Source organism: Paenibacillus lactis (assembly GCF_017873605.1).
GTDB classification, from domain to species: domain Bacteria; phylum Bacillota; class Bacilli; order Paenibacillales; family Paenibacillaceae; genus Paenibacillus_AQ; species Paenibacillus_AQ lactis.
The window spans coordinates 216,329-233,437 of sequence record NZ_JAGGKI010000009.1 but is presented as its reverse complement, the minus strand read 5'-3'; the positions used below and the strand labels follow the sequence as shown (position 1 = coordinate 233,437).

General features: G+C 52.8%; 19 protein-coding genes. All 19 read left to right on the top strand.

Annotation, left to right across the window (positions count from 1 at the left end):
* Positions 1 to 34: 34 nt before the first annotated feature.
* The 19 genes from J2Z18_RS18035 to rseP all read left to right on the top strand — a co-directional run bounded on the left by J2Z18_RS18035 (position 35) and on the right by rseP (position 17,056).
* Entirely contained in the window at positions 35 to 1,375 is a 1,341-nt protein-coding gene (locus tag J2Z18_RS18035; RefSeq protein ID WP_007128735.1) for a protein-glutamate methylesterase/protein-glutamine glutaminase, read from the top strand.
* Positions 1,376 to 1,397: 22 nt separating this feature from the next.
* Complete coding sequence (locus J2Z18_RS18030) at positions 1,398 to 3,479, top strand: chemotaxis protein CheA (protein ID WP_007128734.1); 2,082 nt, start codon at positions 1,398 to 1,400, stop codon at positions 3,477 to 3,479.
* A 54-nt stretch (positions 3,480 to 3,533) separates the two neighbouring features.
* Positions 3,534 to 3,995, top strand: coding sequence for a chemotaxis protein CheW (locus J2Z18_RS18025; protein WP_007128733.1), 462 nt, complete (start codon positions 3,534 to 3,536; stop codon positions 3,993 to 3,995).
* A gap of 2 nt (positions 3,996 to 3,997) precedes the next feature.
* Complete coding sequence (locus J2Z18_RS18020; RefSeq protein ID WP_007128732.1) at positions 3,998 to 4,624, top strand: chemotaxis protein CheC; 627 nt, start codon at positions 3,998 to 4,000, stop codon at positions 4,622 to 4,624.
* Positions 4,617 to 5,114, top strand: coding sequence for a chemotaxis protein CheD (locus J2Z18_RS18015; protein ID WP_007128731.1), 498 nt, complete (start codon positions 4,617 to 4,619; stop codon positions 5,112 to 5,114). The genes J2Z18_RS18020 and J2Z18_RS18015 overlap by 8 nt, the downstream gene beginning before the upstream one ends.
* A 2-nt stretch (positions 5,115 to 5,116) precedes the next feature.
* Positions 5,117 to 5,536: a hypothetical protein gene (locus tag J2Z18_RS18010; protein WP_007128730.1), complete on the top strand. Its 420-nt coding sequence runs from the start codon at positions 5,117 to 5,119 to the stop codon at positions 5,534 to 5,536.
* A 15-nt stretch (positions 5,537 to 5,551) separates the two neighbouring features.
* Entirely contained in the window at positions 5,552 to 6,340 is a 789-nt protein-coding gene (locus J2Z18_RS18005) for a FliA/WhiG family RNA polymerase sigma factor (protein ID WP_007128729.1), read from the top strand.
* Positions 6,341 to 6,371: 31 nt separating this feature from the next.
* Positions 6,372 to 7,781, top strand: coding sequence for a flagellar assembly protein A (locus J2Z18_RS18000; RefSeq protein ID WP_007128728.1), 1,410 nt, complete (start codon positions 6,372 to 6,374; stop codon positions 7,779 to 7,781).
* Positions 7,782 to 7,876: 95 nt separating this feature from the next.
* Positions 7,877 to 8,191 carry a hypothetical protein gene (locus tag J2Z18_RS17995; protein ID WP_007128727.1) on the top strand — a complete coding sequence of 105 codons (315 nt, stop codon included), beginning with the start codon at positions 7,877 to 7,879 and terminating at the stop codon, positions 8,189 to 8,191.
* Between the two features lie 67 nt (positions 8,192 to 8,258).
* On the top strand, positions 8,259 to 8,795 hold the full coding sequence (locus J2Z18_RS17990; RefSeq protein ID WP_007128726.1) for a DUF6115 domain-containing protein: 537 nt from the start codon (positions 8,259 to 8,261) through the stop codon (positions 8,793 to 8,795).
* On the top strand, positions 8,792 to 9,436 hold the full coding sequence (locus J2Z18_RS17985) for a hypothetical protein (RefSeq protein WP_007128725.1): 645 nt from the start codon (positions 8,792 to 8,794) through the stop codon (positions 9,434 to 9,436). The genes J2Z18_RS17990 and J2Z18_RS17985 overlap by 4 nt, the downstream gene beginning before the upstream one ends.
* A 245-nt stretch (positions 9,437 to 9,681) precedes the next feature.
* Positions 9,682 to 10,380 carry a 30S ribosomal protein S2 gene (rpsB, locus tag J2Z18_RS17980; RefSeq protein ID WP_007128724.1) on the top strand — a complete coding sequence of 233 codons (699 nt, stop codon included), beginning with the start codon at positions 9,682 to 9,684 and terminating at the stop codon, positions 10,378 to 10,380.
* A gap of 236 nt (positions 10,381 to 10,616) precedes the next feature.
* On the top strand, positions 10,617 to 11,267 hold the full coding sequence (tsf, locus tag J2Z18_RS17975; RefSeq protein WP_007128723.1) for a translation elongation factor Ts: 651 nt from the start codon (positions 10,617 to 10,619) through the stop codon (positions 11,265 to 11,267).
* Between the two features lie 281 nt (positions 11,268 to 11,548).
* Positions 11,549 to 12,277: a UMP kinase gene (gene pyrH, locus J2Z18_RS17970; protein WP_028405670.1), complete on the top strand. Its 729-nt coding sequence runs from the start codon at positions 11,549 to 11,551 to the stop codon at positions 12,275 to 12,277.
* On the top strand, positions 12,277 to 12,831 hold the full coding sequence (frr, locus tag J2Z18_RS17965; protein ID WP_007128721.1) for a ribosome recycling factor: 555 nt from the start codon (positions 12,277 to 12,279) through the stop codon (positions 12,829 to 12,831). The genes pyrH and frr overlap by 1 nt, the downstream gene beginning before the upstream one ends.
* A gap of 71 nt (positions 12,832 to 12,902) precedes the next feature.
* Positions 12,903 to 13,670 carry an undecaprenyl pyrophosphate synthase gene (gene uppS / locus J2Z18_RS17960; RefSeq protein ID WP_007128720.1) on the top strand — a complete coding sequence of 256 codons (768 nt, stop codon included), beginning with the start codon at positions 12,903 to 12,905 and terminating at the stop codon, positions 13,668 to 13,670.
* A 20-nt stretch (positions 13,671 to 13,690) separates the two neighbouring features.
* Positions 13,691 to 14,491 carry a phosphatidate cytidylyltransferase gene (locus tag J2Z18_RS17955; RefSeq protein WP_007128719.1) on the top strand — a complete coding sequence of 267 codons (801 nt, stop codon included), beginning with the start codon at positions 13,691 to 13,693 and terminating at the stop codon, positions 14,489 to 14,491.
* A 20-nt stretch (positions 14,492 to 14,511) separates the two neighbouring features.
* Positions 14,512 to 15,651, top strand: coding sequence for a 1-deoxy-D-xylulose-5-phosphate reductoisomerase (locus J2Z18_RS17950; RefSeq protein ID WP_210095132.1), 1,140 nt, complete (start codon positions 14,512 to 14,514; stop codon positions 15,649 to 15,651).
* Positions 15,652 to 15,781: 130 nt separating this feature from the next.
* Complete coding sequence (gene rseP, locus J2Z18_RS17945) at positions 15,782 to 17,056, top strand: RIP metalloprotease RseP (protein WP_007128717.1); 1,275 nt, start codon at positions 15,782 to 15,784, stop codon at positions 17,054 to 17,056.
* Positions 17,057 to 17,109: the final 53 nt, after the last annotated feature.

The window sequence follows — 17,109 nt, the reverse complement described above, 5'->3', positions numbered from 1 at the left end:
TACTTGGATAATTGGAAACTGAGGTGGACTGATAGTGGAGCCCTTTCGTGTGCTTGTTGTGGACGATTCCGCATTTATGAGGAAAATATTCTCGGATTTCATCGAGCGAGACGCACTTTTTCAAGTGGTCGGAACGGCTGAGAACGGGCAAGAGGCCATCCGGAAAGTGAAGGAATTGAACCCGGATGCGGTTACCCTGGACGTGGAAATGCCGGAGATGAACGGATTGGACGCTCTGAAATTTATTATGGAGTTAGGGCCTCGTCCGGTGATCATGCTGTCCGGCTTGAATGAAGAGGGGATGAAGGAAACGATTCTGGCCCTAGAGGCCGGCGCATTTGATTTTATACGAAAGCCTTCCATTACGAATGCGCTCGGGATCGAGCAGGTCGGGCAAGAGCTGATGAAGCAGCTGCATGCGGCGATGCAGGCCAAGCAGCGCAGAGCCTTGTGGGAGGAGGAAGAGAGGGCGCGGCAAGCTGCACAGCGTCAAACCTCCTCTTCCCGAGCTTCCAAGCCTCTCGGCAAGCTGGCGGATAAGAAGCCGAGTGCGAAGGAACTGCCTCAGGCCGGTCATATTCGGGCAAATGCTGCTGAGGTCCTTGCACGTCAGGAACCGCCTTCGGTCGGCGAGGAGAAACGGAGGATTCGGGAAGTGCTTCCGGGCACGGATCCTTTACGCCGGAAGCCCGCCGCTCCGGAGAAAAGAAGGAAGCCGGAGTCCCCAAAGCCGTCTTCAGCCGGAGCTGACAGCCGGCCTACAGACAACGGTCCGTCATCCTTGGCGGCGATTACGGATCTCGTAGCGGTGGGCTGCTCCACTGGGGGGCCTCGGGCGCTGAAGGCTTTTCTGGAGGGGATTCCAAGCGGCTTTCATGCTCCGATCGTTATCGTGCAGCATATGCCGCCCAAGTTTACGAAATCTCTTGCACAGCGCCTGAATTCATTTAGCAGGCTGGAGGTGCTGGAAGCAGCCGACGGAATGCCTTTGGAGCCGGGGAAAGCTTATATCGCTCCAGGGGGAAGCCATATCCGGGTAAGACGCACGGAGAAGAATGGATATGTGATTGCTACAAGCATGGATGAGCCGCGCAACGGCCATCGCCCATCTGTCGATACGCTGTTCGAGTCGCTGCTCCCGCTGACGGAGCTTACGCGTCATGCGGTGCTGATGACCGGCATGGGAAGCGATGGAGCGAGAATGATGAAGAAGCTTTACGATTCGGGCGTTAAATCCACCTTTGCGGAGAGCGAGGAAACCTGTGTTGTATACGGAATGCCTCGCTCGGCTGTCGAACTCGGATGCGTCAATGATGTGTTGCCTCTGCAGGAACTTGCACCCAAAGTGGTTCAAGCTGTAAATAACAGAAAGTGAACTCAGGAGGAGGTGTCTCTCAATGGACATGAATCAATATTTGACAATGTTTATTGATGAGTCAAATGATCATCTGCAATCATTAAATGAAAACATGCTGCAATTAGAAAACAATCCGGACGACTTGGGAATCGTGCAAGTGATTTTCCGGTCGGCGCACACGTTAAAAGGCATGGCCGCAACGATGGGCTTCGAAGATCTCGCCTCGTTAACGCACCAGATGGAAAATGTGCTGGACCTCGTTCGGAATGAAAAGCTGACGATGCAGGATTATATCTTCGACACGCTCTTCAAAAGCTTGGACGCGCTTGAATCGATGGTGCAGGATATTACGTCCGGAGGTGACGGCAAATCGGATGTGTCTTCGATTGTGGCCGCTCTTCAGTCCATCGTCCGGGGAGAGAACCCGGCGCAACAAGCGCAAACCGGAGAGGGTCAAGGCGCTGATCAAGGATCGGCTTCCCAACCCGGAATCACGCTGGACGAGTTTCAGTATTCGGTGCTTGAACAATCCATTTCGGAAGGCCATAAGGTTCTCTATATACAAGTGACCCTGCGCGAGGATTGCCAGCTTAAAGCGGTTCGGGCCTACATGGTATTCGAGGCGCTGGAAAGATCCGGAGAAATCGTAAAGACGCATCCGGACGTTCAAGACATTGAGCAAGGTGAATTCGATCGCGTATTTTCGTTGTACTACATAACACAGCGGGAAGCCGCGGACATTGAGAGCCAAATCCTCGGCGTTTCTGAAATCGAGACAGCCCAGGTTGTCTCACTGGATCATGAAACGCTCCAGCAAATGGTACAACAAGCTGCGGCAGCACTCGAAACCGTCAAGCCGGAAGCGCAGCAGCCTGCTGCGGCAGCTTCGGCACCTTCGGCACCCGAGTCGAAGAGCACCCCTGCAGCCGCCAAGGAAGCGAAGGCTCCGGCCCGAAGCGGCGGGGCGAACCCGTCCCGAACGATCCGCGTGGACATTGAACGGCTGGACGTCCTGATGAACCTGTTCAGCGAGCTGCTTATTGACCGGGTACGGCTTGAGCAATTGGCGAGCGAGGCCCAGAACCAGGAGCTTACCGATACTGTCGAGCATATGAGCCGGGTCAGCAGCGATCTTCAAAATATCGTGCTGAAGCTGCGCATGGTTCCCGTGGATACAGTTTTCAACCGCTTTCCGCGGATGGTCCGGGACCTTGCGAAAACACTGGATAAAAAAATCGATCTCATTATCACCGGGGCCGATACGGAGCTGGATCGGACCGTTATCGACGAAATCGGCGATCCGCTGGTCCACCTGCTGCGCAACTCGGCTGACCATGGCATCGAGCCTGTCGCGGACCGGATAGCCGCCGGCAAGCCGGAAACCGGAACGGTCCATCTGCGGGCCTTCCACAGCGGCAACAACGTATTCATTGAGATTGAGGATGACGGCCGGGGCATTTACCGTGAGAAGATCTTGCAGAATGCGCTCAAGAAGGGTGTGGTTACCGAGTCCGAAGCGGAGTCGATGTCGGATGAAGAAGTGCATCAGCTGCTCTTTGCTCCGGGATTCAGCACGGCGGAGAAAATATCCGACGTATCGGGCCGCGGAGTAGGGCTTGACGTCGTCAAATCCAAGATCGTTTCGCTTGGCGGCAACGTGACCATCTATTCGACCCCTGGGAAAGGAACCAACTTCTCTGTACAGCTTCCGCTGACATTGTCGATCATCGCAGCCATGCTGATCAAGATGGGCTCCGAGAAATATGCGATCCCGCTGTCATCCATCGTGGAAACGGCTGTCATCAAACGCGGCCACGTCAAAAATGTGCACGGCAGCCGCATGGTTCACTTCCGCGATTCGATGATACCGATTATTTCGCTCAGCAAGGTGTTCGAGGTGCCGGATTTCGATGATGAGCAGGAAGAAGAAACCGAAATTGTCGTGATTCGAAAAGGCGATCGTCTAGCCGCGCTCGCGATCGATGATTTTATCGGCCAAAGCGAAATCGTTATTAAAAATCTGGGCAAATACTTGCCGGCGATTCAAGGAATTTCCGGGGCAACGATCCTCGGCGACGGACAAGTTGCTCTTATTATCGATGCGAATGCGTTCATTAAGTAAAACAAGTTTCATTCGTATAGCGGCAGGCCACATAATTTAAAGGAGGATTCAGTCATGGGAGAAGAAATCAAGGTTATCGTCTTTAAGCTCGGCACTGAGGAATACGGCATTGAGGTGGATAAGGTTCAAACGATTGAACGGATGATGCCGATTACGCGCGTACCGAAAACCTACGCTTTTGTAAAAGGTGTGATCAACCTTCGCGGCGTAGTCATCCCGGTTATTGATCTGCGGGGGCGCTTCGGATTGGCTGAGGTGGAGCCGACCGATCAAACCCGGATCATCATCGTTGCGGTCAGCGATATGCAGGTCGGCTTTATCGTCGATTCCGCCAGCGACGTCATCGACCTTAATACCGACGACATCGATTCACCGCCAGAAGTTGTCGGCGGGATTAAAGCGAAATATCTTCGCGGCGTCGCGCGGGTAGGAGAGGAGCGCCTTCTGGTCATGCTGAATCTGTCCGAAGTGCTGAACAAGAGCGAAATTATTCAGCTTGAAGGCCTTGAGGATTAATCGTGGAGCTGTTTAAGTATGGCAGGGAAGTCAAGATGGATGTGCTGAAGGAAGTGGGGAACATCGGTGCGGGGAATGCTGCAACGGCATTGTCCCGCTTGCTGGACAAGCCCATCGATATGGCCGTACCGAAAGTGCAGCTGCTTCCTTTTAAAGAAATCGCGGAAAGCGTGGGCGGCAGCGAGCAAGTGGTGCTGGCCGTCTTCCTGCGGGTGGAAGGCAGCGCACCGGGCAATCTGTTCTTTATCATGAGCCCTGAAGCGGGAAAAAATCTGCTCCAGAACCTGGCGGGCATCGAAGTGTCGGAGGACGAACAATTCTCCGAGATGGAGCTGTCGGCATTGTGCGAAATCGGCAACATCCTGGCCGGTTCCTATCTTTCCTCGCTTGCGGATTTTACCAATTTATCCATGACGCCGACCGTTCCGGGACTGGCCATGGACATGGCGGGCGCCATATTAAGCTACGGACTCCTTCAATTCGGAGAAATGGGAGACGATGCGCTCTTGATCAACACGACGTTTCTAGAGGGACAGAATGAAGTGGAAGGCCAGTTTTTTCTCATACCCGATCCACCTTCGTTCGCGCAAATATTCGAAGCCTTGGGAGTGCCTTTAGAGCATGATTGATGAGCAAAGCATCGTGAAGGTGGCCATGGCGGATCTGAACGTCGCAGGTCCAAACGGCATATTGCGCACGACCGGGCTTGGCTCCTGCGTCGGACTGACCTTGTATGATCCGGTTGCGAAGATCGGGGGGCTGGCCCATATCATGCTTCCGTCCTCCTCGATTGCCAGGGAGGGGCAGCTGAATCTGGCGAAGTATGCGGACACGGCCCTTCCGGTCCTTCTGAACAAAATGAAGGGACTGGGCGCCGTTCAAGCCAGGTTGGTTGCAAAAATGGCCGGCGGCGCGCAAATGTTCTCCTTTGCCGGAGCCGGCGATACCATGCGGATCGGCCCTCGGAATGTCGAATCGTGCAAAGAGGGACTCCAGCAGATGGGCATTGCCCTCATTGCGGAGGATACTGGAGAAAATTACGGAAGAACCGTGGAACTGGACTGTTCGACGGGGAAATTTACCGTGCGAAGTGTACAAAAGGGCATAAAGGAACTGTAGAGATGATGGAAAAACTGCGTTTTTATATCCTATCGGGAATTGCCGGATTTATTTTCACTTTTATTTTTTCCATACGCAACAATCTATGGACAACCAGTATGGCCCGGGCGTTCCTCGCCTTCGTGATCTGGTTTGTGCTGGCATTCTTATTGAAAGGGCTGCTGGACATCATCGCCGGCCGAAACGGAAACAGCCCGAAGGCAGGGAAGAGCGCCGATACCGGAACGGCTCAAGAGGATGAACGAGGGGCCGTCCTTGATCTGGCTACGCCGGACGAAGATGAGGAGCTGATGGATATGATCCACTCCGAAAACGGCAGCAAAGGCAAGGGCGGATTCGTTCCGCTCAACCCGCCCAAGCTGGTCTCAACTAAAGATCCCGAGGAACTGGCCAAGGCCGTTCGTCACCTTGCGGAAAAATAAGGAGGGTGAAGGCAATTGGACGAACGTAAGGCTACAATGCTGAATCATGCGGATTTATGGAGTGCATGGAAGGAAGATGGGGACCCGGAAGCGAAAAAGAAATTAATCGAAAATCATTTGCACATCGTTGACTATGTTTCAAGCCGCTTGGCCATCGGCCTTCCCAAGAACGTCTCGAAGGGAGATCTCGCCAGCAACGGCGTTATGGGGCTGATCGATGCCATCGAGAAATTCGACTACAAGCGCGGTCTGCAGTTCGAAACCTATGCCTCCTGGCGGGTTCGGGGCGCAATCCTTGATTCGCTTCGCCAGGGGGATTGGGTGCCTCGTTCCGTCCGAGAGAAGGCGAAGAAGATCGAAACTGCGTACCAGCAACTTGAACAAAAGTATTTGCGCAGCGTTAGCGATTCGGAGATGAGCAGCTACCTGGAGGTGTCCGAGAAGGAATTTCGGCACATGCTGCAGGAGGTGGCGGTGATGACGCTGACATCGCTGGAGGATCCGATTCGCGAGGAGGAGTCGGAGACACGCATGTCGGTTCTGGTTGACGAGAAAGCAAAAAATCCGGATCATAAGGTGCATGAATTTTACCTGCGGGAAGCGCTGAAGAAAGGGATCAGTAAATTAACCCCAAAGGAAAGAACCGTCGTTTCATTATTATATTATGAGGACTTATCACTTAGTGAAATCGCTGAAGTGATGTCGTTATCACCATCGCGTATTTCACAGCTTCACTCCAAGGCGATAATGAGACTACGGGGCGCGCTTGATAAAGATCGGGATTTGCTGATGCAAAACGATTGACGCTTGCCATTTAGGAAGGGGGTTGGCTGGATTGTCTCTAGATTATGCATTGGATCAGTACATGAGCGTCACGTTTTCGGATGACAAGGTTATCGCCTATATTCAGTTCACGAAATGGGAGGACGGGTTCTCCTGCTCGATTGAAGCGCTGGAGCAGTTCTTGCGAAGTCATGGCATTCGTTACGGGATCCAGCGGGATATCCTGCAGCGCATCGCCGGTCATGCGGAGGAATATCAATACAGCAGAACGCCGATAGCCATCGGAACGGAGCCTGTACACGGACAGAACGGAAGAATTGAATTCACCGTCGATTTCGGAGGGCAGACCCATGTAAAGCCGCTCGAGATTGAGGACGGCAAAGTCGATTATAAAGAAATCATTCGTTTAAATAATGTAAAGAAGGGCCAGCTGCTGGCGACCCGAGTCCCACCGACAAAGGGAGAGCCCGGGACGACGGTCACCGGTGAAGAGATCCCGAGCAAGCCGGGAAAGGAAGCTCATTTCAAGATCGGTAAAAACGTAGTGGTAAACGCGGAGAAAACGGCGATGTATGCGGCGATCGATGGTCTGCTTACAAGGACCGACAAGGGAAAAATCAACGTGTTTCCGGTATACGAAATTAATGGGGACGTCGATTACAGCATCGGCAATATCGACTTTGTCGGAACGGTCGTTGTCCGCGGAAATGTCCTGACCGGATTTCGAATCAAGGCGGCCGGCGATATCCGGGTGACGGGTTTTGTGGAAGGCGCCGAGCTTGATGCAGAGGGCTCGATCGATATTTCCGGCGGCATTATCGGCTATAACAAAGGATACGTCAAGGCCGGCCAGGATGTGAAGAGCTCCTTTATCCAGGACGGAAATGTCATTGCCGGAGCGAACGTGATCGTTTCCCAGAGCATTATGCACTCCAACATCCGCGCGGGTCGGAATATCGAATGCAATGGAACGAAAGGCTTGGTCGTCGGCGGCGTTTTGCAAGCCGGAGAGATGGTCGTCGCACGAACTGTCGGCAATAGCATGTCAACGGCGACCGTCATTGAGGTCGGTGTGCTTCCAGACCTGCGCAACGAATTGGCCGAGCTTCGCGCACAGCTGAAGCAGTTGATCGAAAGTGTGGACAAGACGGATAAAGCGCTTTATTTGCTGAATCAATTGGCGTCGACCGGCCAGCTGTCTCCGGACAAGATGGCGATGCGGATCAAGCTGAATGCAACGAGAAAGTCCAATATGGCGGAACAGACGGCAATTAAGGAACGGATGCTGGAAATCGAAAAGACGCTGGAGGATACCGGAAAAGCGAGGGTTAACGTCGTCAAGACCATATACGGCGGAGCCAAAATTGTGATCGGCCGGTATACCCGCTTCATCAAGGATCCCACGCAGCGGGTTTCTTTTTACTATCATGAGGGAGATGTCACGATGGTGCCGTTATTGTAGGAGCTTGTCGCAGAGGAGAGCTGCGTATGAGGCCTATGTAGTTGATCGAGCAGATGCATGTGGGAATGATCCTATTATAATGAGGTGATCTTCACTTGAGTTTGAAATCTGTCGAAATGCAAATTGCCGTACCGAGAACGAATGAGGCTGGAAAATTGCATAATGAACTTCAGCAGCGTCCGCAAAATGACCAAAATCTGCTTGCTGGCGAGCAGATCAAGAACAGCCGGGCCGAAGCCAAGCGGAGCGCCGAGGTCAGCGAGTCGTCTGAAACCGCGGTGCGCGATGATGGCAGCCGCCGGTCGCAAGGACAGCAGGGCCAGAGCGCGGACGGCGACGAATCGAAGGAGGCTGCCGAGCATCCGGCTGAGCATCCCTATAAAGGAAGAAACTTGGATATCTCATTATAGTGGGAGTTCGAGGAGTCGGTCTTTTTGAACAGCCTCTTATATTAAGTACACAAAGGAGTTAATCGTTTTGTATCCATGGATATACATCGTTTTGCTGGGCGCAGCGGCCGTACTGTATGCGTTCATGCTGCCTAAACGCCGGGAGGAGAGCGCATCCGGGGAACAGCTGGTGAAGGAAGTCGAGGCTACGCTCGAAGGATACATGGCCGAAATCCAGCAGGAGAACGAGCAGCTGGTAGAGCTGATCCGGAAGATGAAGGAAGAACAGAGCGCCAAGCTGATCGAGCAGCAGGAGCAGGCGGAGCAATGGAGCGCAAGGATCGTGGAATTGGAGAGGAAGGCAGCCGCATCCGAAGACAGGCTCCGCGCTGCGGAGGACCAGCTTGCGAAGGTGCTGTCATCGGTGACGGAAGATCGCCAGGCGGGCGCTGCTTCGAATAGGGAGGCGGAGCCGCATATGCCTTCAATCAAGGAGCGATACGCCGAACTGTTCGAATGGTATGATCAGGGTAAATCGATCGATATGATTGCCAAGGCTTCGGGTATGCAGCGCGGCGAGGTTCAGCTGATTATTCAACTGGCCAGACAGGAGGAATCCGTATGATCAGGAACCGAACCTTCATGATGGGACTGGGCCTCGGCATCGTGGCAGGAGCCGTGCTGCTTCAGCTTATGCTGATCGGCCAAGGGGCACAGCTGACCAAAGCCTCATTGACCGGGGAGCTGACGAAGGAAGAGCTGCAGGCTGCGGCCGAAGCAATGGATATGCAAGTGCTGGACAAATCCGAGGAGCTTTTGACCGCTGAGCAGTGGAAGCAGAAGCAGCTTAGCGAGGAAACGTCTGAGGGCGGGGAGCAGCCTAAGGCTGATGAACAAGACAAGCCTTCGGAACCGGCTGACAATACCGGGACGGATAAGCGAAAGACGCCGAAGCAGCCTAAACAGCCGGATCAGCCTGAAGCCGCAAAGACCAAGGAGATGCAGCAAGCAGCAGCACCTTCGGAGCCCAAGGCGCCGGCTAAAGCCAATGCTCCGATAACCGTCCGCGTGCCTGCCGGCAACAACCTCAGCGATGTGGCCGACAGTCTGCTTGCAGCCGGGGTGATCAAGGACAGGCAGGGATTCATCGACAAAGCAACCGAGAAGAGGATTAACCGCTTTATCCAGAGCGGAACGTACACGTTCACGGCGGGCGAGGATTACGGCTCGATCATAACGAAAATAACGGCAAAACCGTCCAACTAGACTTCTGGTTGCGAACGGTTTTTTTTGAAGTCATAACCGGGCCTTATTTAGGGGTGAAATGGGCCGTTTAGGACATGCACAAAAGACATTGCAACCTGCCTTCGGTTATGTTATAGTAATTGACGGTGTTAAAACACACGCCAGAGTGATTCCGTAAAGGGTGCTTCTGCGAAGAGCGGGAGTCTTGACGGGAAATGATCTTGGCGGAGGGACACACAAAAACCAAATTTAGGAGGTGCGTGAAGATGGCAGTAATCTCCATGAAGCAGCTTTTGGAAGCTGGCGTTCACTTCGGTCACCAGACTCGTCGCTGGAACCCGAAAATGGATAAATATATCTTCACTGAAAGAAACGGTATCTACATTATCGACCTGCAAAAAACGGTCAAGAAAGTTGAAGAAGCATTCAACTTTGTGAAAAGCATTGCTGCTGAGAACGGAACCATCCTGTTCGTCGGCACGAAGAAGCAAGCTCAAGATTCCGTTAAGGAAGAAGCAGAGCGTTGCGGTATGTACTACATCAACCAACGCTGGCTCGGCGGAACGCTGACAAACTTCGAAACGATCCAGAAGCGTATCAACCGCTTGAAGCAGCTCGAATCTTGGGAAGAAGACGGCACGTTCCAAGTGCTGCCTAAGAAAGAAGTTATCCTTCTCCGCAAAGAGAAAGATCGTCTTGAGAAATTCCTGGGCGGCATCAAGAACATGAAGGGTCTTCCAAGCGCATTGTTCGTAATCGACCCTCGCAAAGAGCGCATCGCTGTTGCGGAAGCCCGCAAATTGGGTATCCCAATCGTAGGCATCGTGGATACGAACTGTGATCCGGATGAAATCGACTACGTAATCCCAGGTAACGATGACGCGATCCGTGCGGTTAAATTGCTGACAGGCAAAATGGCCGACGCTGTTGTTGAAGCTCACCAAGGTGAAGAAACAACCGCTTAATCGGGATTAAACGTATAACCATGAATTAAATGAAAAGGGTGGTTGGTAGGTGGATAACCTCTCACCGCCCTTTTTTTAAGATGTCAGTACATAAGAGTCTGATATCTAAAGATGATTTTGCAAATGATGAATACTTAGAAGGCGAAGCGGCCTTTGGGTTGGACCTCGCCGTTTCCGGCGAATAAAACCTTGACCGAGGCTACCGCTTCATCAATACCAATTTGGAGGGAATTGAAATGGCAGTAACAGCTAGTGCGGTAAAAGAACTTCGCGAAAGAACAGGCGCAGGCATGCTGGATTGCAAAAAAGCGCTGGACGAAACAAACGGTGATATCGATAAAGCGATCGCGGTTCTTCGCGAAAAAGGTTTGGCGGCAGCTGCGAATAAAGCAGGTCGTATCGCAACTGAAGGTGTTGTAGAATCCTACATCCACGGCGGCGGACGCATCGGCGTTCTCGTTGAAATCAACTGCGAAACCGACTTCGTCGGCAAGACCGATCAATTCAAAGAGTTTGCCCGCGATATCGCAATGCACATCGCTGCAGCAAACCCTAAATATGTTCGACGCGAGGAAGTTCCTGCTGAGGAGCTTGAGAAAGAGAAGGAAATTCTCAAGAACCAAGCGCTGAACGAAGGCAAGCCTGAGAAAATCGTTGAAAAAATGGTTGAAGGCCGCATCAACAAATACTATGAAGAGAACTGCTTGATGGAGCAGGCATTCATTAAGGATCCGGACAAAACCATCAATACGCTGCTGAACGAGAAAATCAGCACGATCGGCGAGAACATCTCGATCCGTCGTTTTGCTCGCTTCGAGCTGGGCGAAGGCCTTGAGAAGAAACAAGAAAACTTCGCAGAAGAAGTTATGGCTCAGGTGAATAATTAATTCGAATGAGCTAATATAAGTAAGAGGAAAGAGTGGAACACACCCGTGTTCCTTCTTTTTTAAAGAGAGATAAGAATGCGATGCAGCCCGGAGTAGAGACTACCCTTATCTCGTTAGAGAGAACCGACTATAGTCTGATTAGACGACCAGGATGTTTCTACTTGAGACGGATGTGTTTACCCGATTTTTTTAACCGTCAAGCAGTGCCGGTGTGTCTGTCTGTCGTTTTTCAAACGGGCGTCTGTACAACGAGGCGCCGTCTTAAAGTGGAGGGTTATCATTTGGAACAGCCTGTATATAAACGAGTCATATTGAAAGTTAGCGGGGAATCCCTTGCAGGTCAGAACGGATATGGAATTGATGCGGATACGATCGGTTCAATCGCAGAGCAGGTTCGCGATGTCGTAGAGCTTGGTGTGGAAGTGGCCATCGTCTGCGGCGGCGGAAACATCTGGCGCGGCATTGCCGGCAGCGCGAACGGGATCGACCGAGCGACTGCGGATTATATGGGGATGCTCGCAACCGTGATGAATTCCCTGGCGCTTCAGGATGCATTGGAGCAAATCGGAGTGCCGACCCGTGTGCAAACATCCATCTCCATGCAGCAAATTGCAGAACCGTATATTCGTCGCAGAGCGATAAGACATCTGGAAAAAGGCCGTGTCGTTATTTTCGCGGCGGGAACGGGTAACCCATACTTCTCCACCGATACGACTGCAGCGCTTCGCGCAGCGGAAATCGAAGCAGAAGTGATTTTGATGGCTAAGAACAAAGTGGACGGAGTGTATTCCGCTGATCCATTTAAGGATGAAACTGCTGAGAAATACGAGCAGCTTACGTATCTTGATGTATTGAACAAAAACCTTGGGGTAATGGACTCTACAGCTTCATCGTTATGTATGGACAACAACATTCCGCTCATCGTATTCGCCATAACGGAGCAAGGCAATATCAAGCGTGTCGTTCTGGGTGAGAAAATCGGAACGATTGTCAAAGGGAGTGTAGATTAATGCCGCAATCAGTGAAAAAGAACGCAGAAGAACGCATGGAAAAAGCGATTTTGGCTTTGAGACGCGATCTGGCTACGCTGCGCGCAGGACGGGCAGCGCCAGCCCTTCTCGACCGGATTACGGTTGAGTACTACGGAGCGCCTACGCCGATCAACCAACTGGCAAACATCAGCACGCCGGATTCCCGGACACTGATGATTCAGCCTTGGGATAAGTCGTCTTTGGCAGATATCGAAAAGGCGATCATGAAATCGGATCTCGGATTGACGCCGGCGAACGACGGCATGCAAATCCGCCTGGTGATTCCTGCACTCACGGAAGAGCGCAGAAGCGAATTGGTCAAAATGACCAAGAAATTCGGCGAGGAAGCGAAAGTGGCCATCCGCAACATTCGCCGTGATGCCAACGATGACATCAAAAAGATGGAGAAAACGGATATTTCCGAGGACGAGTCCCGGAGACATCAGGAAGATATCCAGAAAACGACGGATAAATTTATCGCGGAAGTCGACAAAGTCCTCGTTGCCAAAGAAAAAGAGATTATGGAAGTGTAAGAGACTTGCGGCCCCTCCGGTTATGGTGGGGTTTGTCTCTTTTTTGCAGAAAGAAGCCTGGAGGAAATGGAATGATCAAACGGGTTCGATCGTGGTTGAATCAGGAGGACAGTCAGCAGACGCATCAGCTCTCTCCGGACAACATCCCTCATCATGTGGCAATTATTATGGACGGTAACGGACGCTGGGCTAAACGGCGCGGCATGCCGCGAATCGTCGGTCACCAGAACGGCATGAAGGCTGTCAAAAGAGCGGCCATCGCCGCCGATGATTTAGGGATCAAAATATTGACGATGTATGCTTTTTCGACGGAAAACTGGACTCGGCCGAAGGAGGAAGTGGATTTTCTTATGAAGCTTCCCCAGGAGTTCCTGGCCATTGAGCTGGAAGAGCTCATTGAGAAGAATGTCCAGGTCAGAATGATGGGGCATCCGGAGGACCTGCCGTCCCATACGGTGTCCGCGATGGAAGAGGCCGTTGCCAGAACGGCGGACAACACGGGGCTTGTGCTGAATTTTGCGCTTAATTACGGCAGCCGGAAAGAGATCACCGAGAGTTTTAAAGCGCTCGGGCAGGAAGTGCGTGACGGAATTCTTCGTCCTGAAGATATAACCGAGGAACTGATCGGTCAGCGGCTCCTCACAGGCGATTTGCCGGATCCGGATCTGCTTATCCGGACGAGCGGGGAATTGCGTTTGAGCAATTTCATGCTTTGGCAGCTTGCTTATAGCGAATTATGGTTTACCGACATTTATTGGCCGGAGTTTACCAAAGAACATTTGGTCGCGGCAGTTGCCGATTATCAACATAGAACACGGCGCTACGGTGGACTGTCGTAGCCGATGGAGGATGGGTCATATTGAAGCAGCGATTGATTACCGGAATTATAGCGGGCACGGTCTTTTTGGGATTATGTTTCATCGGTGGACTGTCGTACCATCTTCTTATCCTGGCCATGGCACTCATCGGATACTATGAGTTTGTGAAAATGACGAAAACGGCGCCGTTCGGTGGAACGGCGTGGATCGGTTATGCAGGAGTGCTGCTGCTGGTGTTCCCGTGGAATTTGCTGAATATCGATGTTCAGCTCCCTTGGGAACACGCGATATGGCTCCTGCTTCTGCTGTTCCTGCTGGCAACGGTGACCACGAAGAATGCCATTGATATTCAACGGGTCGCTTTGCTGTTCCTGGGTGCAGTCTATGTCGGCATCGGCTTCTCCTTCATCGCCGAGTCGCGGCATGCGGAGGACGGTCACGGCATCTTTTGGACGTTCCTTCTGCTGGGCTCCATCTGGGCGAGCGATGCCGGGGCCTATTTTGTCGGGAAGGCGGCAGGGCGGCATAAGCTGTGGCCTTCCATCAGTCCGAACAAAACGATCGAGGGTGCACTTGGCGGTGTCGTCATCGCTGTGTTCACATCCCTGATCTTTTCCTTTTTCTCGAATGGATTATTATCGGCCGGACAAGCCGTTCTGATCGGTCTGTCTTGTGCCGTCATCGGTCAGCTGGGAGATCTGGTGCAGTCCGCCTACAAGAGGGTGTACGGCATTAAGGATTCAGGCAGCCTGCTGCCCGGGCACGGCGGAATACTGGATCGCTGCGACAGCTGGATCGTCGTATTCCCGTTCGTACATATGCTTGGCCTTCTGCCTTACTGATGGAAAGGAAAGATGTATTTATGAAGAAAATCAGCGTTCTCGGGTCTACCGGCTCGATCGGTACACAGACTTTGGATGTCGCCAGGATGCATCGGGACCAGTTTCAGATCGAAGGTTTGGCTGCTGGGAGCAACGTGGAGCTGCTGCTTCAGCAGGCGAAGGAATTTGGGCCGCGTAAAGTTTCGGTCGCAACCAAGGAGCTCGCGGACCTGGTGAAGCATTCCCTGCCTGCCGGAACGGAAGTGTTCTATGGGCGGGAAGGCTTGATCGAGATCGCCGCCGGAACGGATGCCGAGCTGGTGGTCACGGCGGTCGTGGGAAGCATGGGACTCCCATCCACCCTGGCGGCCATCGAAGCGGGGAAGAACATCGGACTTGCGAATAAGGAGACACTGGTAACGGCAGGGCATCTGGTGACTGCGGCGGCAGCGGCGAAAGGGGTCAAGCTTCTTCCCATCGACAGCGAGCATTCGGCCATATTCCAGTGCTTGAACGGGGAACGGTACGAGGATATCGAGCGGATCACGTTAACGGCGTCCGGCGGATCCTTTCGCGACTACACGCGGGAGCAGCTGGTGAACGTAACGGTTGAGGACGCATTGAAGCATCCGAATTGGTCCATGGGGGCCAAGATCACGATTGATTCGGCAACGATGGTCAACAAGGGGCTTGAGGTGATCGAAGCCCATTGGCTGTATGGACTTCCCTACGAGCAGATTTCCGTATTGCTTCATCCGGAGAGCATTATTCATTCCTTCGTCGAGTTTCGGGATTCCAGCATTATCGCGCAGTTAGGCAACCCGGACATGAGAGTGCCAATCCAGTATGCCCTGACGTATCCGGAACGCTGGAATTCTCCGGCACCAAGGCTTTCGTTGGCGGAAGCGGGCAGGCTGAATTTTCGAGAAATGGATTTTGAACGCTTTCCGTGTTTAAGGCTTGCCTATGAATGTGGTAAAATGGGAGGGACGGCGCCAACCGTATTCAATGCTGCCAACGAGGTGGCGGTTGCCCGGTTCCTGCGCAAGGAAATCTCCTTCCTTCGGATCGAAGAGATCATCGAGCAAGTGCTTGAGCAGCACGAGATCCATTCGGAGCCGACGCTCGAAACGATCGAAGCGAGCGATCAATCCGCGCGCGAGCTTGCTTCCAGACTATAGGATCAGATGTCACATCATAATCTCCCTTGAAAAAAGCTGACAGCTTGTGATTCTCTTGTGGACGACAGGAGAATAATGATAATCTATAGGGACATACTGCGTTCTCAGAGGAAAAGGGGGATGTACGGATTTGGAAATGCTGCGGATCGTTTTTTTAACGGTGCTCATGTTTTTTGTCATTGTCACAGTGCATGAATGGGGGCACTATTACTTTGCCCGGCGTGCGGGGATCTTGGTGCGGGAATTTGCGATCGGCTTTGGACCGAAGCTGTTCTCTTATAAACGCAACGAAACGCAGTTTACGCTTCGCCTGCTGCCTTTCGGCGGATATGCGCGCATGGCGGGCGAAGACCCTGAACTGGTTGAAATTCATCCAGGTCAGACGATTGCGGTCCGATTGAATTCGGACAATCAGGTAAAGAAGATTTATTTAGACCAGCTCGACAACCGGAAGAACGTGATCCGCGGAGAGGTCGAATTCATGGATATGGTGGATCGGCTGTCGGTGCGGCTGGATGTGGACGGCGAGCACCAGCAGTACCAGATTCACCCGCAGGCGATGACCGTGGCCAAAGGCATTGAGACCCAGATCGCGCCAAGAGACCGCCAGTTCGGCAGCAAGACGGTCGGACAGAGAGCCTTGGCCATCTTTGCCGGGCCGGTGATGAACTTTATTCTGGCTTTTGTTCTGTTCGCGCTGCATATTCAGATGGCGGGCATTCCGGTCGAAAATCCGACTTATGTGCAGATCGGAGAGATTACAAAAGGCATGCCGGCCGATGAGGCGAACCTGAAGAAGGGTGACATCATCGAGAGCATTAACGGTGTTGCCATCGGCTCGGATTATCAGAAGATGATCGAATTGATCGCCGCATCCAAGGACAAGCCGATGGATTGGACCGTCCGCCGCGGCGACGAATCCTTCGAGCTGACACTGACGCCGCGCACGATGGAAGGCCAGGAAGGCGGCAAGGTCGGGATCGTTCCTGAGCTTCCGACCAGATCGGCAGGCATCGGTGAGACGATTACGGGCGCGGGTACCGCGATGGTAGACACGACAAGCATTATTTTCCAAGGGTTCAGGCAATTGATCCAGCAATTCTCGATGGATGATCTTGGAGGCCCGGTCCGCACATTCGAAGTGACCGGACAGATCGCGAAGCAAGGAATTGAACAGCTGACCTATTGGGCGGCCATATTGAGCTTGTATCTCGGCATCTTCAATCTGCTGCCGATTCCGGCGCTTGACGGCAGCCGGCTCGTGTTCCTCGGCATAGAGGCATTGCGCGGGAAGCCGATTGATCCGAACCGGGAAGGCATGGTGCATTTTATCGGCTTTGCGATGCTGTTTCTGCTGATGATTGCCGTGACGTACAATGACATACTTCGCTTAATCAACGGATAAAACATCCAGCGGGGTGTACCCGTGCAGCGATCAGCCGTAAGCTCTCTTTGCAT

Coding starts and splice junctions, on each gene's coding strand:
- J2Z18_RS18015 (WP_007128731.1), top strand. CDS start 4,617: ATGATTGATGAGCAAAGCATCGTGAAGGTGGCCATGGCGGATCTGAAC.
- J2Z18_RS18010 (WP_007128730.1), top strand. CDS start 5,117: ATGATGGAAAAACTGCGTTTTTATATCCTATCGGGAATTGCCGGATTT.
- J2Z18_RS17985 (WP_007128725.1), top strand. CDS start 8,792: ATGATCAGGAACCGAACCTTCATGATGGGACTGGGCCTCGGCATCGTG.
- uppS (WP_007128720.1), top strand. CDS start 12,903: ATGATCAAACGGGTTCGATCGTGGTTGAATCAGGAGGACAGTCAGCAG.
- tsf (WP_007128723.1), top strand. CDS start 10,617: ATGGCAGTAACAGCTAGTGCGGTAAAAGAACTTCGCGAAAGAACAGGC.
- rpsB (WP_007128724.1), top strand. CDS start 9,682: ATGGCAGTAATCTCCATGAAGCAGCTTTTGGAAGCTGGCGTTCACTTC.
- J2Z18_RS17950 (WP_210095132.1), top strand. CDS start 14,512: ATGAAGAAAATCAGCGTTCTCGGGTCTACCGGCTCGATCGGTACACAG.
- frr (WP_007128721.1), top strand. CDS start 12,277: ATGCCGCAATCAGTGAAAAAGAACGCAGAAGAACGCATGGAAAAAGCG.
- J2Z18_RS18030 (WP_007128734.1), top strand. CDS start 1,398: ATGGACATGAATCAATATTTGACAATGTTTATTGATGAGTCAAATGAT.
- J2Z18_RS18025 (WP_007128733.1), top strand. CDS start 3,534: ATGGGAGAAGAAATCAAGGTTATCGTCTTTAAGCTCGGCACTGAGGAA.